We start from the raw sequence: 13,157 nt of genomic DNA, 5'->3' as shown, positions 1-13,157 counted from the left end.
CCGCCACCGGCACCCACCACAAACCCGGGGCCCCACCCCACAACCCCACCCGCCCCGCCAAAGGCGGGAAAGAACAACAGAAACAAAAACGGCGGCGTCACCCGGCAACGTGGGAAACCGCCCGCAACAACGCCTGCGCACGAGGATCCGCCGTCACATTCCGCTGCATCCCATTGGTGACGTAGCCGAACGCGAACCCGGTCTCCGGGTCGGCGCAGGCGAGCGAGCCCCCGCGGCCGGGGTGGCCGAAGGAACCGGGCGCCAGGAGCGGCGAGGCCGGTCCGTGGAGCATGAAGCCCAGTCCGAACCGGGTGGGGACGAGGAGGGTGCGGTCGGGCCCCGCGGACTCCTCGGTCCGGGCGAGGGTGAGCGTCGCGGGCGCGAAGAGCCGGGGGTGGCCGTCGACGGCCCCGATGAGCGCGGCGTAACAGCGGGCCAGCGAACGGGCGGTGGCGATGCCGGCGGAGGCGGGCAGTTCGGCGGCCCGGTATGCCGGGGCGTTCTCGTCGGGCGCCGGAGTGATCGCGGCGAAGGCGCGGCTGGTGAGCGAGTCCGGGTCGGCGTACGCATCGGCGACGGACTGTTTCGGGCGTACCCGCAGCCCCGTCGCGGCGGGCGGGGCCGGTGTCCCGACGGCGGCCAGCCGGCCGACGCGGGACTGCGCCGCCTCGGGCAGGCCGATCCACAGATCGAGGCCGAGCGGCCCGGCTATCTCCTCGGCGATCCAGCTGCCGAGGGTGCGGCCGGTGACCCGCAGCACCAGCTCGCCGATCAGCCAGCTGAAGGTCTGCGCGTGGTAGCCGTGGTCGGTGCCGGGCTCCCAGACGGGTTCCTGGGCGGCGACCGCGGCGGGGCCGCTGACGCCGTCGATGGCCTGGTCGGGGGTGAGCGGGGTGTCCAGGACCGGCAGTCCGGCGCGGTGCGAGAGCAGATGACGGACGAGTACGCGTTCCTTGCCGGCGGCCTTGAACTCGGGCCAGTACGTGCCGACCGGCGCATCGAGGTCGAGCTGTCCGCGCTGGTGCAGCAGCAGCGGAACGAGGGCGGCGACGCCCTTGGTCGCGGACCGGATCATCTGGGCCGTGCCGGCTTCCCAGGGCGCCGCATCCGCCGCGTCGTTGTCCGCGTCCCCGTCTTTCGTGCCGCCCCACAGGTCCACGACCTTGCGCCCGTGCCGGTACACGGCGACCGCAGCGCCCCGCTCCCCGCGCCGGGCGAAGTTGGCCATGAAGGCGTCCCGGACCGGCTCGAAGCCGTCCTCGACCGTGCCCTGGACGTCCACCACTGATTCCTGCTTCCACTCATCCGTCGCATTCGTGACCCATCCATGGTGCAACGCGCGGATCAGTGCTGATGACCAGGACCGCAGCCCGTGGCGTTCGTCACACGAGAACGCCACGGCGGCGGAGCGCCGGAGACGGTTCAGCGGCGGGTCACCGCGGTACGTCGACCGACCGCGGATCGAATCCGAAGGGCAGCTCCAGCCGGTGGGTGCGCATCAGTTCCTCGTCGCACAGCAGCTCCTGGGTGGTCCCGTCGGCCACGATCACGCCGCCGGAGAGCACGACGGACCGCGGGCACAGCTCCAGTGCGTACGGCAGGTCGTGCGTGACCATCAGGACGGTGACGTCCAACGACCGCAGGATGTCGGCGAGTTCACGGCGGGAGGCCGGGTCGAGGTTGGAGGACGGCTCGTCGAGGACCAGGATCTCCGGCCGCATCGCCAGCACGGTCGCGACGGCGACCCGGCGGCGCTGCCCGAAGGAGAGGTGGTGCGGCGGCCGGTCGGCGAAGTCCGCCATGCCGACCCGGGTGAGCGCCTCGGTGACCCGCTCGTCCAGTGCGGCGCCGCGCAGTCCCGCGGAGGCCGGCCCGAAGGCGACGTCTTCGCGGACGGTGGGCATGAACAGCTGGTCGTCGGGGTCCTGGAAGACGATGCCGACGCGGCGGCGGATCTCGGCGAGGTGCTCCTTGGCGACCGGGAGCCCGGCGACCGCGACGCTGCCGGCGCCCGCTTCGAGGATGCCGTTGAGGTGCAGCACGAGGGTGGTCTTGCCGGCGCCGTTGGGCCCGAGCAGCGCGACCCGCTCGCCGCGGCCGACGGTCAGGTCGACGCCGAAGAGCGCCTGGTGGCCGTCGGGGTAGGCGTAGGCGAGCCGGGAGACGGCGAGGGAGGGGGCGGGTGTGGTGGTGCTCAAAGGGTCCATCCCAGGAGGCAGACGGCGAGCGCGGCGAGGGGGAGGGCGGCCGCGCGGGTCCATTGTGTGCCGGTGGCGGTGGTCTCGGTGACCTGGGGCATGGTGCCGGTGTAGCCGCGGCTGACCATGGCGAGGTGGACCCGCTCACCGCGCTCGTAGGAGCGGATGAACAGCGCGCCGGCCGACTTGGCGAGCACGCCCCAGTGGCGCATGCCGCGCGCTTCGAAGCCGCGGGAGAGCCGGGCGATCCGCATCCGCCGCATCTCGTCGGTGATCACATCGCCGTAGCGGATCATGAACGAGGCGATCTGGACGAGCAGTGGCGGCATCCTGAGCCGCTGCAGGCCCAGCAGGAGTGCGCGCAGTTCGGTGGTGGAGGCGAGCAGTACGGAAGCGGCGACGCCCAGCGTCCCCTTGGCGAGGATGTTCCAGGCGCCCCACAGCCCCGACTCGCTCAGGCTCATCCCGAGGGCCTCGACGCGCGGCCCCTCGGCGACGAACGGCATCAGCAGGGCGAAGGCGACGAACGGCACCTCGATCAGCAGTCGCTTGAGCAGGAATCCGGCCGGGATCCTGGCGGCCCCGGCGGCGGCCGCGATCAGCAGCGCGTAGAGCCCGAACGCCCAGGTGGCCTCCCGTGGGGTGGAGACGACGACGAGGACGAAGCAGAAGACCGCGGCGATCTTGCAGTGCGCCGGCAGGGCGTGGACCGGTGAATGCCCGTGCCGGTACAGCTTGTGCGCATGCCCGGCACCCATCTCAGACGCTCTCCGACAGGCGCTCGGTGCCCACGCCCGGCTGCTCGGCGCTGCCGGCGTTCCTGCGCCGCCGCAGGACGACGAACACGCCGGTTCCCAGGGCCAGCGTCGCGCCGACCCCGATGACGCCGGCCAGGCCGCCGGCCAGGCGCGGGTCGGTGATGTCCTTGACGCTGTAGTCGGCGAGCGGGGAGTCCTTGGCGGCGTGGTCCCTGGCCTTCGCGTCGATGCCCTGGTCGTGGGCGACCTTCTCCAGGCCGTCGGGGCTGGCGGAGGCGTAGTAGCTGATGCCGCCCGCGCACACCAGGGCGGCGGCGAGCCCGGCCAGCCAGACGCGGCGGGCGGAGCGGCGCGGGGCCGCGGCGGCCGGGGCCGCGGGCTCGGCCGCGGGAGCGGCGGCCAGGGCGGGCTCGTCGGCCGGGGCGGCGAGCGGCGAGGTCCGCAGCTCCAGCGGCTCGGCCAGACCACGTGCGCCGTACACCAGGTCGGGGCGTACGGCGATCACCGCGCCGACGGTCAGGGCGGTGATCGCCGCCTCGCCGATCCCGATCAGTACATGGACGCCCACCATGGCGGTGAAGACCTTGCCGATCGGCACGTCCGCGGTCCCGCCGAGCGCATAGATGGCGGTGAAGGCCACCGCAGCCGCGGGCACCGACAGCAGCGCGGCGACGAACGAGGCCACGGTGATCGAGCGGCGGCGTCGGGGCAGCACCTTCACCAGCCCGCGGAACAGGCCGTAGGCGACCACGGTCGTCACGATCGCCATATCGGTGATGTTCACGCCCAGTGCGGTCAGCCCGCCGTCGGCGAACAGCACGCCCTGCATGAGCAGCACGACGGAGACACACAGCACACCGGTGTACGGGCCGACGAGTATCGCCGCCAGCGCACCGCCCAGCAGATGTCCGCTGGTGCCCGCCGCGACCGGGAAGTTCAGCATCTGCACGGCGAAGATGAACGCCGCGACCAGTCCGGCCAGCGGCGCCGTGCGCTCGGCACCCGCGGCGCCGCCCGCTCCCGCACCCGCCAACTCACGCCGGGCGCCGCGCAGGCTGACCGCGACCGCGACGGCGGCGACCGCACCGGTCGCCACCGACACCGGCGCATTGATGAATCCATCGGGTACGTGCATCTCAGGCTTCTCCGCTTCAGGCTCTGCAACCCACCAATGGTGGTGCCTCCTGCAAATAACTTGCAAGAGCGCCCATGATGCGAAACGGCCACGGCGACCGCAAAACCGGGCCCCATCTGCACACCCCCGCCCCCAGGGGCACATCCGTACGAACGGGCCGAGGGTGCGCCGTACCCCGGCGTGCGGTGCGGCCCCGGGCCCGGCACCTCCCCCGCACCCGGCCCGGCGACGGCCCCGTCCCCAGGGGAGGCCGTCGCCGGGCCCTTTGGTGCGCCGCTCCCCGTCCCCACGGGCCGGCGCCGGCTCCGGGTGGCCGCTCCGCTCATACAGCGGTCCCGGAGGTCTGGGTGCACCGGCCGGAGCCGGTGCGGTGACGGACCGTCAGACGCGCGCCGGTTCCGGTGCGGTGCTCGCGTCCGGTCCCTCGGCGGTGCCGGCGTCGCCGAGTTCCGTGCGCAGGCCCTCGCCTTCGACATCCACGTTCGGCAGGAGCTTCTGGAGCCACCGCGGGAGCCACCAGGCGGAGCGGCCCAGCAGCGCCAGGACCGCGGGGACCACGGCCATGCGGACGATGAAGGCATCGAAGAAGACGGCGATGGCGAGGCCGAAGCCGATCATCTTGATCATCGAGTCGGTGGAGCCGATGAAGCCGGCGAAGACGCTGATCATGATGACCGCGGCGGCGGTGACCACTCGCGCGCCGTGCCGGAAGCCGGTGACGACGGCCTCGCCCGGCCGCTCGCCGTGGACGAAGGCCTCGCGCATCCGCGTGACGAGGAAGACCTCGTAGTCCATCGCCAGGCCGAAGACCACGCCCACCATGAAGATCGGCATCATGCTCATGATCGGCCCGGTCTGCTCGACTCCGAACACGTCGCCCAGCCAGCCCCATTGGAAGACCGCGACGACCGCGCCGAGCGCCGCCACCACCGAGAGCAGGAAGCCGAGGGCCGCCTTGAGCGGGACGAGCACCGAGCGGAAGACCACCATCAGCAGGAGGAAGGCCAGGCCGACGACCAGCGCCAGGTAGGGCACGAGCGCGTCGTTGAGCTTCTGCGAGACATCGACATTCATCGCGGTGGTGCCGGTGACCAGGGTCTTCGCCCCGGTGTCCTGGGCGATACCGCTCGCCGTGGACCGGATGTCGTGCACCAGGTCCTCGGTCCCGACGCTGCTGGGCTTGGACTTGGGGACGACGTTCAGCATCGCGGTGTCGCCGGCCTTGTTGAAGGCGGGCCGGGTGACGACGGCGACGTCGTCCAGCTTGCCGACCTCCTTCGCGACCCGCGCGGCGGCGGACGTGGCGGTCTGCCCGGTGTGCGCGTCCCGGCCGTCGACGACCAGCATCAGCGGGCCGTTGACGCCGGGGCCGAAACCGTCGGACAGCAGGTCGTACGCCTTGCGCTGGGTGGTGTGGGTGGGCTGTGAGCCGTCGTCCGGCAGGCCCAGTTCCAGCGAGGCCGCGGGGATCGCGACGGCGCCGAGGCCGACCACGGCCGCGAGCAGTACGGCGACGGGGCGGCGCAGCACGAAGCGCGCCCAGCGGGTGCCCATGTTGGGCCGCTCCCCGCCGGAGCCGGGCCGGCCGGGCGCCTCGCCGGCCGCACTCGCCTTACGGGCCTTGCGGGGCAGCACCCGCGCCCCCGCGAAGCCCAGCAGCGCCGGGATGAGGGTCAGCGCGATCAGTACGGCGATGACGACGGTGCCGGCCGCGGCCAGGCCCATCTTCGTCAGCATCGGGATGTTGACGACGGTGAGGCCGACCAGCGCGATCACCACGGTCAGCCCGGCGAAGACGACCGCGGAGCCCGCGGTGCCCGCCGCGCGTCCGGCGGCATCCTCGCGCTCGCGGCCCTCGGCGATCTCGGCGCGGTAGCGGGAGACGATGAACAGGGCGTAGTCGATGCCGACGGCGAGGCCGATCATCGTGGCCAGCGTCGAGGTGGTGCTGGACAGGTCGAGCGCACTGCTCAGCGCGGTGATGGTGGAGACGCCGATGCCGACGCCGATCAGCGCGGTCAGCAGCGGCAGTCCGGCCGCGATCAGCGCGCCGAAGGTGATGACGAGGACCACCGCGGAGATCGCGATACCGATGACCTCGGTGGCGCCGGTCTCGGGGATGGCCTGCAGGGCGTTGCCGCCGGTCTCGACGGTCAGCCCGGCGTCCCGGCCGTCCTTGGCCGCGTCCTTGAGGGCGTCCTTGGAGGCGTCGGTCAGCTCGAAGCCGGTGACCTTGTAGGAGACCTGCGCGTAGGCGGTGCGGCCGTCCTTGCTGAGGGCCTTGGCGGTGTACGGGTCGGTGACCCGGTCGACCTGCGGGGAGCCCGACTGCAGGGCGTGGACGGTCCGTTCGACGGCCGCCTTGTTCGCCGGGTCCTTCATCGACTCGCCCCCGGGGGCCCGGAAGACCACCCGGGCCGTGGCGCCGTCGGCGTTCGTGCCGGGGAAGCGCTGGTCGAGGAGGTCGAAGGCGCGCTGGGCCTCCGTGCCGGGAATCGAGAAGGAGTCGGCGGCAGGTGCGGAGGCGGTGGCGGCCCCGACGCCGGCAACGGCCAGCAGGGCGACCCATATCAGGGCGACGAAGCGGCGTCGCCGGAAGGCGAAGCGGCCGAGCTTGTAGAGGAAGGTGGCCATCAGACCGGGTGCTCCCGTCGGAGGAGGGGCGTACAGAGGCGTGCGCCACCGCCCCGGCGACGAGAGCGGCGAGCCGGGTACGGGGGCTGGGACGAAGGGGAGTCGGGCGGGTGGGGTCAGACGCCGAGGGCGGGGAGGACCACGGCGTCGAGATAGGCGGAGAGGAACGCGGCATCGGCGCTGCGGTCCTCGATGAGCTGCCGGGCGATGAGCGCACCGACGAGCATGTGCGGGGCGAACTGGAGCGCGGGGCAGTCGGCCGCGATCTCGCCGCGGTCGATGGCGCGCTGCAGCATCGCGTTCAGTCCGGTCACCTCGGGGTCGAGGAGGACTTCGCGCAGGGCCTGGTGCAGATCGGGGTTGCCGTGGATGGCCATCCCCAGCCCCCGCATCAGGGCCGCGTCCTTCTCCACCTGCCCCTCGTCGTCGGCCCGGCGCACCAGCTCGGCGAAGTCGCCGCGCAGGCTGCCGGTGTCGACGTCCACGGTGCTGACCGGCTTGCAGTGCCGCAACGCCCTGGCCACCAGCTCCGGCTTGCCCTGCCACTGGCGGTAGAGGGTGGCCTTGCTGGAGCGCGTACGGGCGGCGACGGCGTCCATGGTCAACGCGTCGTAGCCGACCTCACGCAGCAGATCGAGGACGGCGTTGAAGAGCTCGGCCTCCCGCTCGGGAGTCAGTCGGCTGCGTCCCATGACACGCACCTCTCGGTCGGACCGTACGAACGCGGCCACCCTATCGGCGACGGCGAACGAAACGGTTTCGTACACTTAGAAGCTACTGCCGGACCGAGCGAAACGGAACCGTTTCGCTTGTGGTCTGTGTCACCCGACCGACTTGCCGCCGCACCCCCGGCCCGGAACGATGGGTGAGTGAGCGATGCACCCGAGGCTGTCGGGCCGCGCCCGGAGCCGAACCCCGCAGAGTCCCGCGGTCGGTTGCGCCGGATGCCGGCCACACCGGGCCCGCCGAGCTCGTCCGACGGCGCATATCTGCGCTATCCGCATGTGCACGGTGATCTGCTCTGCTTCGCCACCGAGGACGATCTGTGGATCGCCCCGATCGCCCCAGACGGGCAGGAGCCCGGCCGCGCCTGGCGGCTGACCGTCGACCGCACCCGCGTCGGCCACCCCCGCTTCTCCCCCGACGGACAGCACATCGCCTTCACCACCTGGCGCAGCCTCGACCCGGAGATCCACCTCACGGCGGTCGACGGCGGCCCGGCCCGCCGGCTGACGTACTGGGGCAGCACCGACGCCCGGGTCTGCGGCTGGACCCCGCCCGACCACGAGGGCCAGTCGCACATCCTCGCGGTCTCCTCGCACGGCCAGCCGTTCTCGTACTACTCGTGGGCCTACAGCCTGTCCACCGACGGCAGCCCCGGTGGACAGCTGCCCTGGGGGCCGGTCTCCGACATCGCGGTCGCCGACTTCGAGGGGGAGCGCCGCACCCTGCTGCTCAGCGGCAAGCCACCGCACGAGCCCGCCTCCTGGAAGCGCTACCGGGGCGGCGCGATGGGCCGGATGTGGCTGCACGGCACCCGGCTGATGCCGGACCTGTACGGGCACCTCGACTCGGTGATGTTCGTCGGCGGCCGGGTCGCCTTCCTCTCCGACCACGAGGGCATCGGCAACATCTACTCCTGTCTTCCCGACAGCACCGATCTGCGCCGGCACACCGACCACGCCGACTTCTACGCCCGGCACGCCTCCAGCGACGGCTCGCGCATCGTCTACCAGTGCGCGGGCGACCTCTGGCTGATCGACGACATGGGCCCGGACGCGGTACCGCGCAAGCTGGCCGTACGTCTGGGCGGTCCGCGGGCCGGCCGGCGGACCTACCAGGTCCCCGCCGCCTCGCACGTCACCTCGCTCGCGGTGGACACCACCGGGCGGGCCAGCGCGGTCGGCGTACGGGGCAGCCTGTACTGGCTCACCCACCGCGACGGCCCGGCCCGCACGATCCATGACGTGCCGGGCGTACGGGTCCGGCTTCCCGAAATGCTGGGCGCCACCGGCCGGATCGCCTACGTCACCGACGCCGAGGGCGCGGACGCGATCGAGATCACCAATCTGCCGCGGGCCGGGGCGCCGGGCGAACCGCGCCGGCTGGCCGCCGGTGAGCTGGGCCTGGTCCAGGAGATGAGCTCGGCACCGGACGGGGAGCGGCTGGCGGTGGCCTCGAACGACGGCCGGCTGCTGCTGGTGGACGTGACCCGGCCGGAGGAGGGGTCGACCGAGGAGGACCGGTCCGCGGCGGAGGCGGCCGCCGGTCCCGGCGGCGTCACCGAGCTGATCCGCTCCGTCAACGGCCCGGTCCGCGACCTGGCGTTCTCCCCCGACTCGCGCTGGCTGACCTGGTCGCACCCCGGCATCGGCCGGACACTGCGGCAGATCAAGATGGCCCGGCTGGCCGACCGGCACATCGTGGATGTCACCAACGGCCGGTTCGAGGACGAGCAGCCGGTGTTCACCCGCGACGGCCGCTATCTGGCGTTCCTGTCCTGGCGCGGCTTCGACCCGGTCTACGACGTGCACACCGGCGATCTGTCGTTCCCGCTGGGCTGCCGCCCCTATCTCGTACCGCTGTCGTCGGCGACCCCCTCCCCCTTCGCGCTGTCCCCGGAGGGACGGCCCGCGGCGGGCGGTCTGGACCCGGACGAGATTCCGCCGCCGGCCGGTGAGGGGCCGGTGCTGGTGGAGGTGGAGGGGCTGGAGAACCGCGTCACCCCGTTCCCGGTGGCGGCGTCCAAGTACTCCTCCCTGGAGCCGGTCAGCGGCGGCGGGCTGGTCTGGCTGCGCTGGCCCATCTCCGGCGCGCTGGGCGAGACGTTCGCCAACCCGGCCGACACCTCCGGCCGGCCCACCCTCGAACACTTCGATCTGACCAAGGCGCGGCGCACCGAACTCACCAGCTCCCTGGACGGGTTCGCGCTCAGCGGCGACGGCACGCGGCTGGTCGTCAACGACGAGGGCGAACTGCGCGCGGTGCCCGCGACCGAGACGCCGGACAGCGATTCGACGGTCTTCCTGGACCTGCGGCGCATCCTGCACGATGTCGATCCGCCGGCGGAGTGGCGCCAGGCGTTCGACGAGGCGGGCCGGATCACCCGGACCTACTTCTGGGATCCGCGGATGTGCGGCATCGACTGGGACGGGGTGCTGGCGCAGTACCGGCCGCTGCTCGAACGGATCGCCTCCCCCGACGAGTTCGCCGATCTGCTGCGCGAGGTGATGGGCGAGCTGGGGACGTCGCACGCCTATGTCGCGGGAGCCCGGCGCAACGAGGGCCCGCCGCACTACCAGCGCGCCATGGGCCTGCTCGGCGCCAACCTCGTGTGCCGTGACGGCCGTTGGACGGTGGCCCGGATCCTGCCCGGCGAGTCCTCGGACTCCAAGGCCCGCTCGCCGCTGGCCGGTACGGGCATCCGTGAGGGTGCGGCGCTCACCCATGTCGACGGCCGCCGGGTGGACCCGGTGACCGGCCCGTATCCGCTGCTGGCCGCGGCCGGCGGCACCACCGTGGAGCTCACCTTCTCCCCGCCGGAGGGCGAGGGCCCGCCCCGCCGGGTCGCGGTGGTCCCGCTGATCGACGAGCGGCCGCTGCGCTACCAGGACTGGGTGGCCAAACGCCGGGCGGTGGTACGGGAGTTGAGCGGCGGGCGGTGCGGCTATCTGCACATCCCCGACATGGGCGGCTCCGGCTGGGCACAGTTCAACCGCGATCTGCGGATGGAGGTCTCCCGGCCCGCGCTGATCGTGGACGTGCGGGGCAACGCGGGCGGCAACATCTCCGAGCTGGTGATCGAGAAGCTGACCCGCACCATCATGGGCTGGGACCTGACCCGCGACGCCGAGCCCGTCTCGTACGCCAGCAATGCGCCGCGCGGCCCGGTCGTGGCGGTCGCCGACGAGATGACCTCGTCCGACGGCGACATGATCACCGCGGCCTTCAAGCTCCAGGGCCTCGGCCCGGTGGTCGGCATGCGCACCTGGGGCGGCGTGGTCGGGATGACCGGCCGGCACCGGCTCGCCGACGGCACCACCATCACCGTCCCGATGAACGCCGCGTGGTTCCGGCTCTACGGCTGGGACGTGGAGAACCACGGCGTCGAGGTCGACATCGAGGCGCTGCGTTCCCCGCTGCACTGGGCCGAGGGCCGGCATCCGCAGCTGGGCGTCGCGATCCGTACGGCGCTGGAGCTGCTGGAGCGGCATCCGGCGGCGACTCCTCCGGACCTGTCGGACGTGCCGGACCGTCGGCGGCCCCCGCTGCCGCCACGGAGCGGGGACGCGTCCACGGCGGCCGGCGCCTGAACCGCGCCGTCCCCGCCGCACCGTTCAGCCCCCGGGACCGCTCGGCCCCCGGACCGCTCACGCCGGGCCGATCAGGAACTTCTGGTCGTCGGCTCCGGTGCAGCGCTGTGCCAGTGCCGCGACGCCGGGCCCCTCACCGCTGAGCGCGACACAGCGGTTGCCGTCCTCGCCGCTCAGCCGCAGCCGGTACGCCGTCCCGCCGGTCCCCGCCCGCCCGCCGGCCGGCTCGATACGGAACAGCGCGGCGCGCCCGCCCGCCGTACAGTCCTCCCACGGCTCCAACAGCCCCGCAAGCCCCGGCTGGCGCAGCAGGACCAGACAGCCCTTGCCCTGGTCACGATGGGTCCACTGGATACGGTGGCGCCCCGCTCCGGCCGCCGTCAGATGCGTATGCGGCGGCACCGCTTCCGTGCAGGGCCGCTGTACGGCGACCGTGCGGTACCGGTGCAGGCGCAGCACTCGTCCGTCCGTCAGGCACAGGGCGGGAGCCCGCAGCGGACGGATCCGGACCTCGCCCGTGGGCAGCGCCGCGCTCGCCGTGGCGGGCGGCCGCGGCGTCTCCGCCGTGGCGCGGGGCTGCGCACCGCCGTCCCCGGTCAGCAGCGGTATGCCCACCACGAGCAGCAGCGCCACCAGCGCGACGGCGCCGCCCATCAGCACCTTCCGGTTCCCGTAAGGGCTCTGGCGCAAAACGCCCGGTGCGGCGGCGCCGGACGTCTCCGCGGTGTCCGGCGGCTCCCCGGCCGTGGCCGCTTCCCGCTCCTCGATGCGCTGCCGGGCCGCGAGCCACTCCCCCGCCTCGTCCTCCGTGCAGCCGCACGCCCGGACGAAGACGGCGAGCAGCTCGGCCCTCGGCAGGGTCCGTCTGCGCAGGACATCGGCGAGCGTGCTGCGGGCGAGGACCTCGCCCCGTTCCGCCGCCCGCTGTTCGAGCCGGCGGTACGTCAATTGTGTGTGGTCCTTGAGCTGTTGCATCAGCTCGACGAGTGCGGCCGCATCACCGGCCTCCCGTGGGCATAAGTCGCCGGATCCCCCCGTGCTTCCCATGCGAGCCATTGAACCGTCGCCCGGCCCCGGCCACAACACCCGTTCCCGTCGCCCCGGACAGCGTCCCTCCGCCCTCCGGACAGACCTCGCCCCCTCGTCCGACCTGCCCGGACAGCCGCGGCGTGTCCGGGTCGGCCGTTTCCCCTTGCCGGACACCTCCCGACCCCAGCATCGTCATGTCCTGCCCGGCCGGCACCGCCCAGATCGTCAACGGCTCACCACACAACGGGAGATATTCCGATGGGAATGCGTCACCGGATCGTTCCGCTCGCCGCCGCACTGGCTCTCACCGGCGGTCTCGCCGCCACCGAGGCCGCCCCCGCGCTCGCCGCCCACCCGGCGTCCGGACCGTCAGCGCAGGCGGCCGCCGCGGGCGGGACGTACCTCTACTTCAACAAGAACCAGAGCAACCCGAGCAGCTCGGCGCTCTACCTGATGAAGAGCGTCCCGAACGCCAAGGACAAGGTGCTCGCCAAGTACCGTGCGGGCTCCGGCAACGGCGGGCGCAACGGCAAGAACGAGTGCGCGAGCATGCAGGGCTGGCTGCCCAACGGCAACTACCGGGTGCTGGCCCACACCCCGCACCACGACGGCGGGTCCCGGGGCATCAACGGCCACGCGATCCAGGTCCAGGACAAGGTGTGCAAGAACGGCAGGACCAAGCGCACCGAGCTGTTCGTCCACAGCGAGATGAAGCCCAACGGCACCCAGGGCGCCCGGCAGCCCGGCCGGGACAACCCCTACCGCTGGGACGGCGTCCGCGACTACTACTCGCTGGGCTGCATCAAGCTGACCCCGGCCCACATCAAGAACCTCTTCTCGAAGGCCGCGCACTACGGCTGGCCGAAGAAGCTCAAGGTCGTCAGCTGAACCGTCGGCACCGGCCGACCCGGTAGGCACGGGGGCCACGGGGGGTACGGGGGGTACGGGGGGTACGGGGGAACACTGGTGGGGGGGGGCCCCGGGCCCGGGGGGGCCCCCCCCCCCCCCCCCCCCGCGCGCCCCCCCCGCGCGGGAAATGAATGACACCCCCCCCCGCGCGGCGGGCCGCCGCCGGGGGGCCGCCCGAAAC

The 13,157-nt window shown here is 73.0% G+C and carries 9 protein-coding genes; 2 read left to right on the top strand and 7 right to left on the bottom strand.

Annotated elements, in window-relative coordinates; translation table 11 throughout:
* Window positions 1–97 precede the first annotated feature (97 nt).
* The 6 genes from ACGFWI_RS21450 to ACGFWI_RS21425 all read right to left on the bottom strand — a co-directional run bounded on the left by ACGFWI_RS21450 (window position 98) and on the right by ACGFWI_RS21425 (window position 7,417).
* Window positions 98–1,285 (bottom strand): serine hydrolase domain-containing protein, encoded by a 1,188-nt coding sequence (locus ACGFWI_RS21450; RefSeq protein WP_393907560.1) that lies wholly within the window; start codon window positions 1,283–1,285, stop codon window positions 98–100.
* Window positions 1,286–1,433: 148 nt separating this feature from the next.
* The gene (locus ACGFWI_RS21445) at window positions 1,434–2,207 is read right to left on the bottom strand and encodes an energy-coupling factor ABC transporter ATP-binding protein (protein ID WP_393907559.1); all 774 of its coding nucleotides are present in this window, start codon (window positions 2,205–2,207) and stop codon (window positions 1,434–1,436) included.
* Window positions 2,195–2,956: a cobalt ECF transporter T component CbiQ gene (cbiQ, locus tag ACGFWI_RS21440; protein ID WP_393907558.1), complete on the bottom strand. Its 762-nt coding sequence runs from the start codon at window positions 2,954–2,956 to the stop codon at window positions 2,195–2,197. Before cbiQ ends, ACGFWI_RS21445 begins: the two co-directional genes overlap by 13 nt.
* A gap of 1 nt (window position 2,957) precedes the next feature.
* Window positions 2,958–4,091: an energy-coupling factor ABC transporter permease gene (locus tag ACGFWI_RS21435; RefSeq protein ID WP_393907557.1), complete on the bottom strand. Its 1,134-nt coding sequence runs from the start codon at window positions 4,089–4,091 to the stop codon at window positions 2,958–2,960.
* Between the two features lie 381 nt (window positions 4,092–4,472).
* A complete protein-coding gene (locus ACGFWI_RS21430; RefSeq protein ID WP_393907556.1) occupies window positions 4,473–6,725 on the bottom strand; it encodes an MMPL family transporter in 2,253 nt (750 codons plus the stop codon).
* A 116-nt stretch (window positions 6,726–6,841) separates the two neighbouring features.
* Window positions 6,842–7,417, bottom strand: a complete 576-nt coding sequence (locus ACGFWI_RS21425; protein ID WP_393907555.1) for a TetR/AcrR family transcriptional regulator — start codon at window positions 7,415–7,417, stop codon at window positions 6,842–6,844.
* Between the two features lie 252 nt (window positions 7,418–7,669).
* On the opposite strand from ACGFWI_RS21425, the gene ACGFWI_RS21420 reads away from it, so the two are divergent.
* Entirely contained in the window at window positions 7,670–11,038 is a 3,369-nt protein-coding gene (locus tag ACGFWI_RS21420) for a S41 family peptidase (protein ID WP_393907554.1), read from the top strand.
* Window positions 11,039–11,095: 57 nt separating this feature from the next.
* On the opposite strand, the gene ACGFWI_RS21415 is transcribed toward ACGFWI_RS21420, so the two are convergent.
* On the bottom strand, window positions 11,096–12,085 hold the full coding sequence (locus tag ACGFWI_RS21415) for an XRE family transcriptional regulator (RefSeq protein ID WP_393907553.1): 990 nt from the start codon (window positions 12,083–12,085) through the stop codon (window positions 11,096–11,098).
* A gap of 240 nt (window positions 12,086–12,325) precedes the next feature.
* Here ACGFWI_RS21415 and ACGFWI_RS21410 point away from each other — a divergent pair, with 240 nt between their 5' ends.
* Window positions 12,326–12,955 carry a hypothetical protein gene (locus tag ACGFWI_RS21410; RefSeq protein ID WP_393907552.1) on the top strand — a complete coding sequence of 210 codons (630 nt, stop codon included), beginning with the start codon at window positions 12,326–12,328 and terminating at the stop codon, window positions 12,953–12,955.
* The last annotated feature ends 202 nt before the right edge of the window (window positions 12,956–13,157 follow it).

The sequence above is a fragment of the Streptomyces sp. NPDC048434 genome, from assembly GCF_043200375.1.
Classification (GTDB): domain Bacteria; phylum Actinomycetota; class Actinomycetes; order Streptomycetales; family Streptomycetaceae; genus Streptomyces.
This window is presented reverse-complemented; position numbering and strand designations above follow the sequence as displayed.